The organism is Arthrobacter sp. C2, assembly GCA_024207135.1.
In the GTDB taxonomy this organism is placed as follows: domain Bacteria; phylum Actinomycetota; class Actinomycetes; order Actinomycetales; family Micrococcaceae; genus Paeniglutamicibacter.
This window is the reverse complement of sequence record CP042428.1, coordinates 2,658,160-2,672,892: the sequence shown is the minus strand read 5'-3', so window position 1 is coordinate 2,672,892 and position 14,733 is coordinate 2,658,160. Positions and strand designations below refer to the sequence as shown.

The 14,733-nt window shown below is 63.2% G+C and carries 14 protein-coding genes and 1 pseudogene; 5 read left to right on the top strand and 10 right to left on the bottom strand.

All coding sequences use genetic code 11. The annotated features are described in order from the left end of the window. Positions 1 to 7 precede the first annotated feature (7 nt). From FPY90_RS12465 to FPY90_RS12455, 3 genes are all read left to right on the top strand, one after another. Entirely contained in the window at positions 8 to 1,717 is a 1,710-nt protein-coding gene (locus FPY90_RS12465; protein WP_498681329.1) for a DEAD/DEAH box helicase, read from the top strand. Then, positions 1,714 to 2,673 (top strand): protein NO VEIN domain-containing protein, encoded by a 960-nt coding sequence (locus tag FPY90_RS12460; RefSeq protein ID WP_498681327.1) that lies wholly within the window; start codon positions 1,714 to 1,716, stop codon positions 2,671 to 2,673. The genes FPY90_RS12465 and FPY90_RS12460 overlap by 4 nt, the downstream gene beginning before the upstream one ends. Before the next feature lie 718 nt (positions 2,674 to 3,391). After that, positions 3,392 to 3,760: a hypothetical protein gene (locus tag FPY90_RS12455; protein WP_498681326.1), complete on the top strand. Its 369-nt coding sequence runs from the start codon at positions 3,392 to 3,394 to the stop codon at positions 3,758 to 3,760. Positions 3,761 to 3,884: 124 nt separating this feature from the next. On the opposite strand, the gene FPY90_RS12450 is transcribed toward FPY90_RS12455, so the two are convergent. After that, positions 3,885 to 5,201: an MFS transporter gene (locus FPY90_RS12450; protein ID WP_498681324.1), complete on the bottom strand. Its 1,317-nt coding sequence runs from the start codon at positions 5,199 to 5,201 to the stop codon at positions 3,885 to 3,887. A gap of 5 nt (positions 5,202 to 5,206) precedes the next feature. Further along, a complete protein-coding gene (locus FPY90_RS12445) occupies positions 5,207 to 6,268 on the bottom strand; it encodes an MBL fold metallo-hydrolase (RefSeq protein ID WP_498681323.1) in 1,062 nt (353 codons plus the stop codon). 109 nt (positions 6,269 to 6,377) lie between these two features. On the opposite strand from FPY90_RS12445, the gene FPY90_RS12440 reads away from it, so the two are divergent. Continuing rightward, a complete protein-coding gene (locus FPY90_RS12440) occupies positions 6,378 to 7,304 on the top strand; it encodes a LysR family transcriptional regulator (RefSeq protein WP_498685581.1) in 927 nt (308 codons plus the stop codon). 131 nt (positions 7,305 to 7,435) lie between these two features. Here the strand turns inward: FPY90_RS12440 and FPY90_RS12435 are convergent, their stop codons facing one another. The 3 genes and pseudogenes from FPY90_RS12435 to FPY90_RS12425 all read right to left on the bottom strand — a co-directional run bounded on the left by FPY90_RS12435 (position 7,436) and on the right by FPY90_RS12425 (position 9,032). Continuing rightward, positions 7,436 to 7,708 carry a hypothetical protein gene (locus tag FPY90_RS12435; RefSeq protein WP_498681322.1) on the bottom strand — a complete coding sequence of 91 codons (273 nt, stop codon included), beginning with the start codon at positions 7,706 to 7,708 and terminating at the stop codon, positions 7,436 to 7,438. 6 nt (positions 7,709 to 7,714) lie between these two features. Next, a complete protein-coding gene (locus tag FPY90_RS12430; RefSeq protein WP_498681320.1) occupies positions 7,715 to 7,837 on the bottom strand; it encodes a hypothetical protein in 123 nt (40 codons plus the stop codon). 475 nt (positions 7,838 to 8,312) lie between these two features. Then, positions 8,313 to 9,032 (bottom strand): annotated as a pseudogene (locus FPY90_RS12425) (SDR family NAD(P)-dependent oxidoreductase). Positions 9,033 to 9,218: 186 nt separating this feature from the next. On the opposite strand from FPY90_RS12425, the gene FPY90_RS12420 reads away from it, so the two are divergent. Next, the gene (locus tag FPY90_RS12420; protein ID WP_498681319.1) at positions 9,219 to 9,407 is read left to right on the top strand and encodes a hypothetical protein; all 189 of its coding nucleotides are present in this window, start codon (positions 9,219 to 9,221) and stop codon (positions 9,405 to 9,407) included. A gap of 124 nt (positions 9,408 to 9,531) precedes the next feature. On the opposite strand, the gene FPY90_RS12415 is transcribed toward FPY90_RS12420, so the two are convergent. The 5 genes from FPY90_RS12415 to FPY90_RS12395 form a co-directional block, all read right to left on the bottom strand. Next, positions 9,532 to 11,253: a hypothetical protein gene (locus FPY90_RS12415; protein ID WP_498681317.1), complete on the bottom strand. Its 1,722-nt coding sequence runs from the start codon at positions 11,251 to 11,253 to the stop codon at positions 9,532 to 9,534. Next, positions 11,246 to 11,770, bottom strand: a complete 525-nt coding sequence (locus FPY90_RS12410; protein ID WP_498681315.1) for a DUF6398 domain-containing protein — start codon at positions 11,768 to 11,770, stop codon at positions 11,246 to 11,248. Before FPY90_RS12410 ends, FPY90_RS12415 begins: the two co-directional genes overlap by 8 nt. Positions 11,771 to 12,079: 309 nt before the next feature. Further along, complete coding sequence (locus FPY90_RS12405) at positions 12,080 to 12,955, bottom strand: SDR family NAD(P)-dependent oxidoreductase (RefSeq protein WP_498681314.1); 876 nt, start codon at positions 12,953 to 12,955, stop codon at positions 12,080 to 12,082. After that, on the bottom strand, positions 12,936 to 13,766 hold the full coding sequence (locus FPY90_RS12400; protein ID WP_498681312.1) for an IclR family transcriptional regulator: 831 nt from the start codon (positions 13,764 to 13,766) through the stop codon (positions 12,936 to 12,938). The genes FPY90_RS12405 and FPY90_RS12400 overlap by 20 nt, the downstream gene beginning before the upstream one ends. After that, a complete protein-coding gene (locus tag FPY90_RS12395; RefSeq protein WP_498681311.1) occupies positions 13,763 to 14,611 on the bottom strand; it encodes an IclR family transcriptional regulator in 849 nt (282 codons plus the stop codon). Before FPY90_RS12395 ends, FPY90_RS12400 begins: the two co-directional genes overlap by 4 nt. Positions 14,612 to 14,733: the final 122 nt, after the last annotated feature.

Genomic DNA, 14,733 nt, shown 5'->3' with positions numbered 1-14,733 from the left:
TCTTCGGATGCTGACCACGCACTTTTCGACAAGTTTGAGCTTGCACAAAACATCAGTCAGCGTTGAAATCGATGACTTCCTCGTCAATCTCCGTGAACTAGCGAGATGGCCTCAAGAAGATGTTGATGTCCGCTGGGACGGCACTCTCCTCAGGCTCGTCGAAGGAAACGTCCAGGACTCCACTGTGGTAGAAGCGCGTCTTAGAACCGAAGAGTCCGGTCCGCTGTCGGTTCCCACCCTGCCATCCAACTGGATTGCTCCGCTTACGGAGCACCAAACCCGTGATCTCTCTAAGCTTATGGCGCTCAATCACGGCGCAAACTTCAGTGTTCCAGGCGCAGGAAAGACCCGGGCGACCATGGCGGTCTACGCGACCCGTCGTGGGAGTGGATCGATCGATCGCATGCTCGTGGTGAGCCCTAAATCTGCATTCGAAAGCTGGGTATATGAAGCCGGGGTCTGCTTTAGTGGTACCCGGATAACTACCCATGTGTGGACCGGGGGTCCTCCTCCGGAGGTCGACATTCTCTTGGTCAACTACGAGCGTCTTTCCAATTCAATTCCGCCGCTTATTTCGTGGATGAAAGCTGCTTCAACCCTCTTGGTCCTTGACGAAGCCCACCGGATGAAACTTGGGAGTTCGGGAGCCTGGGGGAGCGCGTGCCTTACTCTTGGCCCCTACGCGACGAATCGTCTCATCTTGACCGGTACACCAGCTCCCAACGGGGCAAAGGACCTAGAAAGCCTCTTCTCATTTGTGTGGCCAGGGCAAGGGCGAGCAACTGTTCAGCGGGCGGTAGCCTACGACGATCTTTCGATTGCGAGCCAGGCCCTCAAGCCACTTTTTACCCGGACAACGAAGTCCGAATTGAATTTGCCCCCAGTTGAGGTATCCATCCGCCGGGTCGAACTTCCGCCGCTGCACCGGGAAATATACGATGCACTTCTCGGCCAAGGAAGACTTGCTTCAGCATCCGAGGCCGGTGACATGGCCGCTCTGGGAAGAATCCTGCTGTATCTGTTGATGGCTGCCACTTCGCCCGCACTTCTTGCCGTTGGCTCGGACAAACACGAAGCTTTGCCATACCGTGTGCCGCCCTATCAGGTCCCCGAGAACACTTCCGCCATGGAACTTCTTCGGGACCTGCCACTCTATGAGCTCAACCCTAAATACCAGGAAGTACGCAGCATAGTGGAAAAGAATGCTGCCACAGGAAGAAAAACTCTCATTTGGTCGACTTTCGTGCGAAACCTGAAGTCGCTAGAGAGGATACTCGTGGACTTCAACCCCGCCTTGATCCATGGAGGAACCATCGACCGGGAAGCAGAACTCAAACGCTTCCGGGAGGATCCCACCTGCGCTGTCCTGCTGTCCAACCCCGCAACACTGGGCGAAGGTGTCAGTCTCCATCATGAGTGTCATGACGCCGTTTACGTAGACCGTGATTTTTCCGCCGGCCGGTTCCTCCAAAGCCTGGATCGCATCCATCGGCTCGGTCTTGCTCCGTCAACGATTACGAAGATCACCATCTTGTCAGCCTCAGGGACTATCGATGAGCTAGTCGAAGATCGGCTTGCCCGGAAACTGGAATTCATGGGCGGCATTCTCGACGATCCCAACGTGCGTGTTCTCGGGGACCTCGAAGAAGAAATCGACGAATCTATCGGAATGGACCTGTCCGACCTTGCTGCCCTCTCCACCTACTTGAATCGATGATCCCCGCTGAAGGAGTACTCATCGCCGCAGCCAGATGGCTTGACTTGCTAGGGCGTTCCACTGAATCTCAGGCCTCGATGGTTATTCGATCCAACTCCCGATACGCGGATCTGACTCCAACGCAATACTCCACTGCCCTCGATTGGCTGCACTCGCTGCGATGGACGGACCTGACAGTTAACACCTTGGGCCGGTCCGACACGCTACAGAAAATGACTTCACAGGGCAGGAAAGAATGCCTTTTGGCCAGTCTCTTGGAGGCCTCTAACCCCCCTTGGCTGGAAAATTCGGACGTGCTGGTTCACAGCAGCGATGACCTGCCCCAGGACATAAATAGGTGGCAGGAACTGCTGGGGCTCCCTCCCAGCTCAGGCTTTCGCGTCGTACGCAGAATTAGCGGAAAAATTGATTTGGCGCGTCGTGCACAGATAGGAAATGCCGGAGAAATTGCCTTATGCATGCTCCTCGAGGCCAAGTGGCCGGGCGCAATCCATCATGTGGCCGCAAGGGACGACGGATTCGGATACGACGTTTCAGCCTCAATCCAGGACTGCGAATGGCATTTCGAAGTGAAATCTACCACTCGCAGAGGTCGTCTTTCCTTCTTCCTTAGCCGCCATGAGTTCGAAACGGGACTGGCCGACAATTATTGGAAGTTGTTGGTTGTCGGGTTAGACGACGAGCTCAGAGCCACCTGCGTCGCCGAAGTGGATAAGTCAGCGTTGAAAAAGTTCGCCCCAGCTGATCGGACTACGGCAGCAATCTGGGCAAGCGCAAGGTACGACTTCGGGGAAGGCCAACTGAGTCCTGGTCTGTCATTTCTTCCTTGGGAGGAGGCAGACATGAGGACACACAGATTACTCACCCAAGGCACTCGAGACCACGGCCCCAATTTTTCTTGGATGCCAACAGATGCTGGACGGGCTGCTGCATTGCCGTTTCCGGGTCCTCCATGACTTCTGCCGGTCGGTTGTACATGTCAGCAAGCAAAGTGCGAACTCTGCCCGGCCTACCGTCGGCGGGAGTTTTCCAGTGCGCGAAGCAGGGGAGAGGAGCCGGTCTTGAGGAGGCCTACGGGGCAGGATCCGGCCAAGTCCCGCGCGGGGTGACCATCCGTAGGGCGAAGGCAATCGACTTCAGCAAACATTCGGAGCTTGGCGAACTGGTGGTGACCTTCAGAACGCTCGTGCTGACGTAGGCGCGATTATTGGCGATTGCGCTACCGGCAGGGGGAGTGGAGACCCCTTATCTACTAGGTGCATCACTGACCGCCGCATAGGGGCGCTGCGCGCCCAGGACACCCCGGCACGGTGCAAGCCAACAACTTCACCCCCACGCTACGGCGTATGACCTCATGCGCTTCTATCTCGGCGATGGGTCGGCCCAGCCGGTACCGCACCACCGGGCCACAGCAGGGGTTCCCACACTTCGTGGCGGCCAGAGCCGGGCAGGCTCCCGCAAAGCCGAGCTTCCTCGTTGACATCGCCCGGAACTGGCGTCCGGCATTGCAGATCATGGGCCTGACGGTGGGAGCCACCGTGGTCTATTGGGTGTGGGAGGTCTCCACCCCGGCCTATGCCATCAACGTGCTGGGCATGGACCCGAGTAGGGCGCTGTGGGCAGGGGTGCTGGCCAACGTGGGGCAAGCTCTCGGACCGCATCGGCGGCTAGCCGGTGCTGTTGATCGGTGCATTGGGCTCGGCGGCGTGCTTCTTCCCCGCGACCTGGTTCGTCAAGGACTCGGTCTGGCAACTGGGCGTGGCCATAGCCATGATGCTCGTGGTCATCGGTGCGACCACGTTGATTGTCCCTGCCGTCTACCCCGAGCTTTTCCCGGCATCGGTGCGCACCATCGGGATTGCCATCCCGTACGCCGTATCCGTTGCCGCTTTCGGTGGCACCGCTGCCTACCTGCAGGCCGGGATGGCGCTGCGGTTCGGGGATGCCGGGCACATCTACTTCGGGATCTACACCATCGTGCTGCTGCTGGTCGGCGCGAGCACGGTGCTGACCCTGCGAGAGACCCTCGGCATCGAGCTGTAGGCTCGGCGCCGGGCGAAGCTCCGGAGCGATTCCTTGTCATGGCCAACGCGGCGGGGGTGGATGAACTACGACCGGTTCATCCACCCCCGCCGTTAGACGTCATGTGCGGAAATTCGCGTGTTGGTTAGATGGCTGACAGCTCGCGCTTGCGACCCTCGGGTGCGAGCATCACGGCAATCGCGCAGATGGCGAGGACCGAGATCCAGCCTGCTCCGAGGACCACCGCGCCCGCGGTGGCCGCCATGATGCCCGCGGCAATCATCGGGGTGAACCCGGCACCGATGGTCGAGGACGCCTGGTAGGCAATGGAGGAGCCGGTGTAGCGAACGCGGGTCGGGAACATCTCCGCAATGAAGGCGGCCAGCGGGCCGAACATGAATCCCTGGATCGCCTGGCCCATGATCACCGCCGTCGCGTACCCTGTCACGGTGCCGGTCTCCACCAGGTTCAGGATCGGGAAGACCGCCGCCATGCCCGCAACGATGCCGATCAGCAGGATCTTCTTGCGCCCAAACCTGTCACAGAGCCGGGCGCTGACGATCGTGGCGATCAGCATTGCCGCTGCGGCAATGGCCTTGGCGTTGAGCACACCGGTCTTGTCGGCGCCGTTGGCGACGGCCTCGCTGACCGCCCAGACGGTGACCATGCCGGCCATCGTGAACTGTGCGACACCGGCCAGGATGCCCAGGGTCAGCTGCCTTGGGTGGCGGGTGAACACCTCGAGGATCGGCATGCGTCGACGGTCGGCTTCCTGCTCCAGGTTCTGGAAGAGCGGGCTTTCGGAGACCTTGAGGCGAATGACCAGGGCCAAGGCAACCAAGGCGGCGCTGAGCAGGAACGGGATACGCCAGCCCCAGGACAGGAACTGCTCGTCGGGCAGCAAGGTCGCGGCGGACATGGCCAACGTCGCCAACGCGGCACCGGCAGGGGCGCCCATGTTGGCGAAGCTTGCGGCGAAGCCGCGCTTGCCCTTGGGCGCCTGCTCCAGCGCTATCAGCATCGCGCCGCCCCATTCACCGCCCACGGCGATGCCCTGGATGACGCGCAGGGTGATCAGCAGGACCGGTGCCAGCACGCCGATGGTGGCGGCGGTGGGCAGCAGGCCCATCGCGGTGGTGGCCACGCCCATCATCACCATGGAGAGGATCAGCATCTTCTTGCGGCCCAGGCGGTCGCCGTAGTGCCCGAAGATGGCCCCGCCGATCGGGCGTGCTGCGTAGCCGGCGGCCAGGGTGCCGAAGGAAGCGAAGGTGGCCCAGCCTGCGTCAAGGTTGACGAAGAAGACCTTGTTGAAGACCACTGCGGCGGCCGTCGCATAGAGCAGGAAATCGTAGTACTCGACCGCGCTGCCCACGAAGCTGGAGGCAAGGATCCGCCGCATGTGCGGCGTGTTCAGCGACGTCTCGGCAACGGCCGGGGCCGTGGTGGTGTCGTGTGACATGGTTCCTAGTCCTTCTGTGTGCTGGTGGCGACCGCAAGCGCTTCGTTGCGCGGGCGGGCAAAACTGATCGTCTCGAGGTCGTCCGGGACAAACACCGGTCCGGCGAAGGTCTCCTCGGCGGACCGCCAGACGGCGGGTTCGGCGTTGCCCGGCACCAGGTGGTGCAGGGCCAGCGCCCGGGCCCCCGCGGCGGTGGCCAGCTCGCCGGCCTGCCGTGGGGTGGTGTGCGACTTGCGGTGGTGTTCGATGGTCGCGGCGCGGGTTGCCTCGTCGACGTCCGCGTAGGAGTTGGCGGCCCAGTCCATGTCGATGGCCTCGTGCAGGAGCAGGTCGGTGTCCCGCGCCAAGCGCACGAGGTTGGCGCAGGGGGCGGTGTCCCCGGAGATGGTGACCGAGCCTTCGGCGGTGTCGAAGCGGAAGGCGAACGCCGGGGCCACCGGGGGATGGGCCACGAGTGTGGCAGTGACGGTGACCAGTTCGTCCGTGTAGATCGTGAACGGTTCCATGCCCTCGGGGGTGGCATTCTCGTTCGGATGGTAGCCGGTCTCCGCGGGGATCGCGATGTCGCAGGCCTCGAACACCGTGTACGGCGAGGGGCGCAGCGAGTCGAGCATGCGGTCGGTCAAATCCGCCGAATAGGCACGGAAGAGATGCTCGACCATGTCCTTGGTGCCGGCGGTCGGGGTGTCGGCGAAGAGCGGTTTGACGTCGCCTTCCGCGTGCTGGTTCACCGGGGGAAGCATGCCGCGGTCGCCCGGGCCCACGATGCGCACCGGGGCGCCCTGGCGCTGGCCGGTCATCATCCAGCCGAAGAGCAGCATGCCGGCCATGTCCACGGTGTGGTCCGAGTGAAGGTGGGTCAGGAAGATCCCGCGCAACTGGTTCGGGTCCAGCCCGGCCTCGGCGAACTGGCCGCTGGCCCCGCGGCCGCAGTCGACAAGGTAGACGGCCGTGCCGACGACGACAGCGGTGGCAATGCCGTTGCGCCGCCTGCCGGCAGAACGGGCGCCCCACCAGCGGGGGCCGCCGGCGGTGCCAAGGGTGATGACTCGGGGAGAGAGGTCCATGAATGCTCCTGAAAGGGGAAGGTCTTGGAGTCAACTATGACCCAGAACATATACTGTGAAAATCGAAACTAATGATTGATCTTGTTTGAAGGAGTCAACTTTGCTTGCCGTGACCCTGCGCCAGCTGGAAATCTTCCTTGTCGTGGCGGAAGAAGGCACCTTGGCCGCTGCCGCGCAACGCCTGCACATGACGGCAGGCTCGCTATCGGTGGCCCTAAGCACGCTGGAAAAAACGCTCGGGGTGCAGCTGCTGGTTCGCCGGCGGGCCAAGGGTGCCGCACTCACCGTGGCCGGGCGCGAACTGGTCGAGAATGCAAGGCAGGTGCTTGCCTCCGCCCAGGCGCTCGAGGCCTCGGCCGGCGCCATCCGGGGTGAGCTCGTCGGCACCTTGACGATTGGCTGCTTTGACACCCTGTCCCCGTGGCTGGTGCCGCCGGTGCTTGAGTACTTCGCGGAGCATCACCCGCAGGTCGAGGTCCTGGTGTCCGAGGCCTCCTCCGACGAGCTCCAGCGCCGGCTGCAGCAAGGAGAACTGGATGCCGCCTTCATGTACCAGTTGCACGTGGACACCGACCTGGAACGCGCATTGGTCGCGGCAGTGCGCCTGCAGCTGGTGCTTCCGGCCAACCACCGGCTGGCCGATCGCGAGGAGGTCTACTTTGCCGAGCTCGGGGACGAGCCGGCAGTGCTGCTGGGACTCAAGCCGGCACCGGATTTGATCATGGCCATGACGGAGGCTGCGGGCTTCACTCCAAATGTCCGGTGGCGCTTGCGCAACGTCGAGACGATCCGCTCGGTGGTGGGCCGCGGCCTGGGGTACACCGTGATCATGGGCAGGCCCAGCGGGGACAAGACCTACGACGGGCACAAATTGGTCTACAAACGCATCGCAGACGAGCTGCCGGAGAATGCCGTCCAGCTCGTTTTCCAGTCCGGGTCGCTCGGCAACGCCAAGATCCGCGCGCTGCGCGACTTTGCCACGACCCAATTGGGCGACATCGCCGATCCCATGCAGCACTGGGCCGCTGACGAGTAAAGCTGCTTCAAGGAGCGCGCTCGACTTTAGTACTGCTCTTCAATGGGCGCGGTCTCGTCGAATTCTGGTTCCGCGCATTCGCTCCGATGCAATGGCGAACGAGCGGTTGCCATGCCTGCGTTGCGGACGGATTATGCGCTGGCGCTGTAGCGTTGGCGTGCGGCCTCGCCGCTGGTGCCGATCGCTTTACCGACTTCGCGCCACGACATCCGCTGTTCACGTGCAGCACGCACGGCCTCGGCGAGTTCATGTTCGGCGGTGTCGCGCCGCCAGGCGGCGAGCTTGACGGCCAACGCCGGTGGCACCGGAGCGTCCTGGTCACCAGATTTCGGATCATAGTTTTCGAAAGCGTTGGCGAGCTCTTCGGCGCGGGCCTTGATTTCTTCGATGGAACGTCGAGTCATGATGAATCACCTCAAATATTTGGATCGGGCCGGACGCATGGCATGGGCGATGGCGGTGACACCATGCCATTCCACCACCCCTACCTCGACAAGGGTGCCCGTCTCATCGGGCCCGATGAACATGGTCATCGAGTCATTTTGAACGAAATGCCGGACAGGGAAACGGCGCGCGTGGAGCATTGCACCATCCGAGACACCATGCCGGCGAGCACTGTCGAGGATAATCGGCTCAAACTCCGCATATACAAGGTTACTTGCCACAAGTAACCTTGCCAAGCGTCTTTTAGAACGCATCCGACTTTGCCTCAGGGCTGTGGGCTGGGTCGCGCACCGGTGCTCTTTTCCTCGGCGGCGAAGGGCCAGCGGAACTGCTCGCGCGGGCTCACCACTGGCTGTCCAGGTTTCTCCGTGGTTCGTGCCGGTATCGATCCCGACGGTGGTCATACGCGAATCAACCCCGAGCGCTCTGGTTGTGTCTTTGCGAAGGCTGAGCAATTCTTCCAGCACTTCCAAACGAAATGGCCTCCAACCCAAGATGCGAAATCAGGGGTCAATGCGCATTGCATTCGCGTGCGCGAGGGACGAATGCATATGGCCCCAGGCGCTACATCACCGCGTGGGCCCCGTCGTCGGCGACATGGTGGGATCCGGTGACCCATTTGGTTTCGTCGGAGGCCCGATGGAGGCCGGCGTACGTGACGGCCAGCGGATCCCCGGGCTTGCCGTCGATCGTGCGCTTGAGGACCGGCGCGACAGGTGCGTTCTCGCCGCACTGCTCGAACATCACTAGTACGGGAGGGATCGCCATGACCACGGGGCTCGCACAATTGACGCGCACTCCCACGGCCACGCCCTCGGCGGTCAGCTGCCGGGTCAGGGCAATGACAACACCTTTCGCTGCCGCATGCGCGGCTTGCGGCAGCGCTCGTGCGCCCTGGATTCCCGTAAAGGAGCCGATGTTCACGATGGCACCGCCGATCTTGGCCAGTTGCGGCCAGGGCGCTTGGCAGGCATGACAGACCAGGTCCAGCTCGTTCTGCATGGTGAACCGGTAATCCTCGCCGCCCATCTGGGCGAACGGGGCGAATTTGGGCTTACTAGCGTTGTTGTAGCGCACGTCGATGCGGCCGTCGCTCTGGATCACGTCGGCGATTCAGCGGTCGATCTCTTCGCGGGTGCCCAGATCCACTGGCGCGCTTGACTCGATCGAGCCGCCCTCGGCCTCGAAGAACCTCACGGTCTCCGCGGCTCCCGCTGCATCGAGGTCGCAGCCCACGACGGTGGCGCCTTCGGAAGCGAACAGCCGGGCGGTCGCCCGGCCCATGCCGGATCCGATGCCCGTGAGCAAAACTATTTTTTCTTCAAGGCGGCCACCCACCATGCTACCTTCTCCATTCATCCCGTAAACGTGCTTGGCCCCCCGTGCAGTCGCGGCGGGCAAGGCGGCGGGGCTACACCCCGCTATTCAAGGCCATCAGCGCAGCGGCTCTGGAGACTTACCTGACCGCGGATGTCACCCCCGTCGCTCTTCGAAGCAGGCGAGTCTCTGGCCCCGTGGCATGAGCGCGGCATCCCGGGCTACCCCTATGTTCTGGACAACGGCGAGCTCATAGGGATGCGTGGGAACGACGAGCGGATCTACGTCGAGGCGCTTCGCCGGGGCAGCGACTACACGTACAAGGTGTTCTCCGGCTTCTGAAACTGAAGTGCTGCACCTCCACGCGTTGCGGCTTGCCCTGGAGCGAGAGACGGCCTCGTTGTACTTGCACGGCTCCCGGATGATCGCACCCGGAGGCCGCTGGCCGGGCCGAAACCAAGAAATTTTAGTTCGTCGGTGCCGCGCCGGGCCAAGCCCGCTCCAGCTCCCTGCGGAATGCAACATGCCGCGGGTAGCGGGTGGACCAGTCCCGGAACCAGTGCACACCGGCTTCGCCCCCGCGGGCCAGCGACAGCGCCAATGCACCGTCGGCCAGCCATTCGGCAGCTTTTTGGTATTCACCGCGGCGCTTGTCCGACACGATTGCATCGACGTCCCGGCCGAGCTGACCCAGCGCTGCCTCGAGCCGGGACTCCAAAGCCGCGGGGTCCGCCGCTTCGGCGCGAATCCGTTCCGCGAACAGTTCGGAGAGCGTCGGGAACCCTTCCTGGCCCGGTTCCCCGATCCGCCGGAGCATCATGATGCCCCGATCAACTTTTTCCAGGTAGTTGTGTGCCCAGTCGATCGCCTCCTGGCCGCCAGCAAACGCGTTGGAGGCGGAAACCAGCAGGTAGGGCACGAGAACTGAACCGGAGACTTCGTTCTCGCGTTCGGCGGGCGGCAGCGACAACAGCCGCGTGGCGCGCTGAAGCTCGCCGGAGAGCAGCAACAGGCAGCTGAAGAACGATCGTCCCAACGGCTCGGACTGCGGGTTGGAATCGGCGTAAGCCAGCTCTTCGGCCATGACCCGTGACGGATCGCCGAGCTGCGCGGCGGCATGGTGCAGCACCAGCAGGCGGGTCTCGCTGGGGCGGCTGCGCCAGGCTACGCGTCTGGCTTCCAGGACGGCTCCGGCGTCCGGCCCGCTGAGTTCGGCCAACTCCTCGGCGATGGCTGCCCGGCTGTAGGAACCGATCGCCTCCGCGGCCAACGCCTCACGCGCGGCACCCGCGGCCTGGGCTGTTTCCGAGGCGGAGCGCAGTGCCAGGACCCATTCCAGGAACATACTGCCCTGGCCCGGGCCGGGCTGCCGTGCCAGATCCCCCAGGGCGCTCGGGCCGCCGGACATGGTCGCGGACTCGACCAGCAACGCGCGGACCAGCTTGTTGCCGCGGTCCCCGTCGGACAGCTGACCGACCCACAACGGCAGGAAGCCGTCGAGGTCGGGAAGATCCTCCGGTGCGCAGTCGCGGATGTCCTGCAGGCTCGGTTCCTCACCCGGCAGCGGAAGCCTGGTCCATTGCCTGAGCAGTTCGCCGGCATGCTCATCGGGGTAGCTGGTTTCATACACGGCGCGCAGGTACTGGCTCATGGCCTCGTTGAGGTTGGCATCGAGCATCACCACCGCTGGTTCCTGCCCGGAAAAGGTTCCAACCTCGTCGTCGAGATCCAGGGTGTCGAAGAGTTTGCGGTAGGCCGCCCTGGCAAGGCCGAGGTTGCCCGTGGCGAATGCCTCGTTCGCTGCGTGGAAGTAGTCAGACATCTCGTACGTCCAAGAATCATCGCCAAAGGAGCGTTCGTCGCAGATCTCGTCGTCCCACCCGAAGCCCTGGAAGAAGTGACCTGTTTCAACCCGGTGGGCGAAGTCGTCAATGTCGGTCAGCAGCGGGTCGGATTCCACCGGCCACGTCAGGTTCCGGACAACCTCGGGAATCTGAGCCGATGGGATTTGCCCCTCGGAGACGTTGCCGGGGGACAGGAAGAAGTCCAGGAAGGTGCGTCGTTCATCGGCGGGGACGTCGCCCGCATAGGTGAGAAGCGCCCGCTGGAGCTCCGGCAGGCTCAGCTGTTCCAGCCGTTGCCCCAAGATGGTGAACATTTCTCGCAGACCCAGTGGATTGCTATCCATCGGTGGCCTCCTCGCCGGGTACGTAAGGGATCAGGCCCATGTCGAACGCCTGGCGCTGGAACTCGACCGGGAGTCCGCGCACATCCATCGGCATGCCGTCAACGAGCAGCATCCAGGTCAGCGGGTTGTCCTTCAGCAAATCGGGATGCGTGAATTCGGGATCCATCATCCCGATCTTCAGCAGGCTGCGCACGATATTGCCCTTGTTGCCCATGGTGGTCTTCTTGACGCCAAGCAACTCGCCCAATTGCTGCGCGCTCAGGTGCATCGGCTGCGACTTGTCGAACAGGAAGTTCTGCGATGCCATCGAGTAAATGACCCCGCTGGCCCAGATCCGCAGGTCCCCGCGCAGCAGCGGGGAGGGCCGCTTGCGCGCGAGCTTGCCGACCACGTTGTGGCACAGCTGGGCGTACTTGGCGTCCAGGTGCTCCCGGCAGAACTCATCGGTGATCCCGATGACTTCGGTGCCCTTGTCAAGCACCTCCTTGGGCATCTTCGGATCCTTCAGCTCTGCCACTCCGGTCCCCTCGTTGTGTTGATTAGTCGCTGTCTCCAGCAAACACGATACACAGGCCCGGGCCCGGGGTGGCTTGAGCGCTACGTACGAGACCATGTCACGAAGGTGGGACATGGCTGGCTGAAAGATTCCGGCACCGCAGCCACACGGGAAATCGCCCGACCGTCTCGAGACGAGCAACCGCCCGGTCTGGCTTTGATCCTCCGCGTTTCTGCACGAACAACGAAGAGCAGGGAATCATCCAAAAGGAGTGGCCTGCCATTTCCCGCGCTGATGGCGGGAAGCGGCAGGCCGTGCTTGGGGGACGAGCTAGCGGGCCAGGTAGCCGCCGTCGACGGGAATATACGAACCGGTCAGGAAGCTGGCCTGGTCACTGCTGAGCCAGGCGAAAGTGTCGCCCACCTCGCGTGGTTCACCCATCCGGCCAAGCGCGTGCATGCCCGGAAGCTGGGCACGGACGTCTTCGGGCATGTTGTCTTCCAGCCCGGTCTTGATGAACGCCGGGCCCACGGCCAGCGCGCGAATGCCTTCGGTGCCATACTCCCAGGCGATGGTTTTCATCATGCCGATCACACCATGCTTGGCCGCGGAATAGGGCAGCATTCCCCACAGGCCGCGCTGTCCGGCAATGCTTGAGGTCGTGAGGATGACGCCGCCGCCGGCGCGCTGCATCGCCGGGATCTGCGCCCGGACTCCGTAAAAAACTCCGTCAAGATCCACGCTGCGCACCCGCTCCCAGTCTTCGAGAGACAGGTCGGCCGTGGGCCGAGCCGGGATCGTGATGCCGGCATTGTTGGCCGCAATGTCGAGGCGCCCGAATGTGCTCTCAATTCGAGCCACCAGATCCATATGCTGTTGCGGGTCCGTCGTGTCCAACCGGGCGCTGGTCGCGGTGCCGCCGGATTCGGTGATCGCGGCTGCCACGGCAGCGGCGCCTTCCGCGTTGATGTCCGTCACCATGACCGAGGCGCCTTCCCGGGCGTAGGACTCGGCAATGGCTCGGCCCAGGCCAGCAGCCGCTCCGGTGACCAGGGCAACTTTACCTTTGAGCAACATGTCATTTCCTGCTTTCTTCGTGTGTTGGGCAAGGCTTGCCGCCGTTGACCCGATATCGGTTTCATTGGATGGGCGGGAGCCGGGATATCGCGGAGGAAGATCCCCGGGATCAGCCTTGGGCTGTTGCATTTCCTTCCGGAATGCCGTTCTCCGGCGCATGCAAACTCGGGAAATCCAGGCCTTCCATGTCCCTCAGTCGCCGGCCAATGCCTTCCGCGGCGTGCAGGAGCGGTTCGGAGAATCGTTCCAGATCACCTTCGAGGCGGTAATTGACCAGCGCCACGGCGGCTTGGACGGACTCTCCGACCATCACCGGCGCCGCAATCGACATCGATCCGGGGACGTATTCCTCCGAACTCGTGGCATAGCCGCGGTCCCGGATCTGATGGAGTTCCTGCCTGAAGCTGTCGGGATCGACCAAGGTGTTGGGAGTGTAGGGTTTCAGCGGCTGCGCCAGCACCTCGTCCAGCACCTCGGGTTTGCTGAAGGCCAGCATGGCCTTGCCCAGTCCGGTGGCGTGCAGCGGGATCCGCGCCCCGATGCGACTTTGCTGGGGCACCGACTCCTCGTTGGTCAGCTTTTCGATATACAGTGCGGCAGCGCCGTCCGGGATGGCGAACTGCACCGTCTCGCCGGACTTGTACTGGAGGTTAAGCAGGAAGGGCAGGGCGCTTTCCCGCAGCCGGGCATGAAGCGGGGTCAGCAATCCCATTTCCCACAGTCGCTTCCCCAAACGGTAGCGGCCGCGCGGAGACCGCTCGACGTATTGGCCCGCTTCCAGCTCTCCGAGTAGCCGAAAGACGGTGGCCACCGCCAGTCCGGTGCTTCGGGAGAGCTCGCTGATGGTCAGTGCCGGTGTGGCAACGCTGAATTGCCCCAGGATCAGCAGGGCCCGTGCCACGACCGATTTGGGGGGAGGTGCCACAAGTGGTTCGGTCATGGGGCCAGCCTTTCGTTCAGTATGCCCGAGAGCGATCGGGCGGTTTCCTGCAGCGCCGCCAATCGCGTGGCGTCGTTGCGTCCGTCGGTTCCGGACGGACGCGGGTAGCGAAGGGAGATCGACATCGGCGGTCGATCCGTGACATCCAATGCCACTGCAAGTTCGCCGAATCCCTCCTCCGCAAGATGGACATGGCGGCGCTCGCCCGCGTCGGAGACCCGCTGCTCGAGCCTGTTGAAGACCGCCCGGGTCAGTCTCAGCTTCTGCCGCTTGTCGGGGGACAGTTGGGCGGCAATCGCGATTCCTCCCGCCGAAGTGTGCAGAGGGTGCATTTCCCCCAGTCCGCTGTCGGCCGACATTGAGACGGCAAGGATTTCGTCGACACACATTGCTGCCTCGTCAAAATAGCTAAGAACCCGGACGTTTGCGGAGGTGCGGGCGCTCAGGGACATCAGCAGGGGCCGGGCGCCGCGACCGATCACGTCATGCGTCGGGGCGAGGATGCCCATGCGCCACATCAGGGGGCCGATGCCGTAGCGGCCGTCTGCTGCGCGTTCGACGGCTCCCATGGATTCGAGCTTGTGCAGCAACCGGTGCACCGTGGCCACGGGCAGGCCCACTCGGCGGGAGATCTCGGACTGGGTCATCGCGCGGTGGCGGGGGTCAAAGGACAACAGCACCATGAAGACGCGCTCTGCAACAGACTTCACCGCCAGCGGGACCGGGTGGGTTTCCTCGACACCAGTGGCCGCGGGTGCCGGGTTAGTGCCCGATTCCTGGTCGCTTTCCGGCTTCGGGGCCGCTGGCTCGGCGCTACGCGCAGACAGCATCGGATTTCGCGTCATGGCGTTCCTTTCATGTGTTCCTTCAATGTTCCCTTTTCACTGAATGAAAAACAAGGTGGTGACGCTGGTCACTGTGAGGCATGCTCGATGGTACGCCCCAGTCAAGCGAGTCAGCCCCTCGG

Bases quoted from the DNA above. Each gene is read 5' to 3' on its own strand.
- FPY90_RS12465 (WP_498681329.1), top strand. From the start codon at position 8: ATGCTGACCACGCACTTTTCGACAAGTTTGAGCTTGCACAAAACATCA.
- FPY90_RS12460 (WP_498681327.1), top strand. From the start codon at position 1,714: ATGATCCCCGCTGAAGGAGTACTCATCGCCGCAGCCAGATGGCTTGAC.
- FPY90_RS12450 (WP_498681324.1), bottom strand. From the start codon at position 5,201: ATGTCACACGACACCACCACGGCCCCGGCCGTTGCCGAGACGTCGCTG.
- FPY90_RS12445 (WP_498681323.1), bottom strand. From the start codon at position 6,268: ATGGACCTCTCTCCCCGAGTCATCACCCTTGGCACCGCCGGCGGCCCC.
- FPY90_RS12435 (WP_498681322.1), bottom strand. From the start codon at position 7,708: ATGACTCGACGTTCCATCGAAGAAATCAAGGCCCGCGCCGAAGAGCTC.
- FPY90_RS12430 (WP_498681320.1), bottom strand. From the start codon at position 7,837: ATGACCATGTTCATCGGGCCCGATGAGACGGGCACCCTTGTCGAGGTA.
- FPY90_RS12420 (WP_498681319.1), top strand. From the start codon at position 9,219: ATGTCACCCCCGTCGCTCTTCGAAGCAGGCGAGTCTCTGGCCCCGTGG.
- FPY90_RS12415 (WP_498681317.1), bottom strand. From the start codon at position 11,253: ATGGATAGCAATCCACTGGGTCTGCGAGAAATGTTCACCATCTTGGGG.
- FPY90_RS12405 (WP_498681314.1), bottom strand. From the start codon at position 12,955: ATGCAACAGCCCAAGGCTGATCCCGGGGATCTTCCTCCGCGATATCCC.
- FPY90_RS12400 (WP_498681312.1), bottom strand. From the start codon at position 13,766: ATGACCGAACCACTTGTGGCACCTCCCCCCAAATCGGTCGTGGCACGG.
- FPY90_RS12395 (WP_498681311.1), bottom strand. From the start codon at position 14,611: ATGACGCGAAATCCGATGCTGTCTGCGCGTAGCGCCGAGCCAGCGGCC.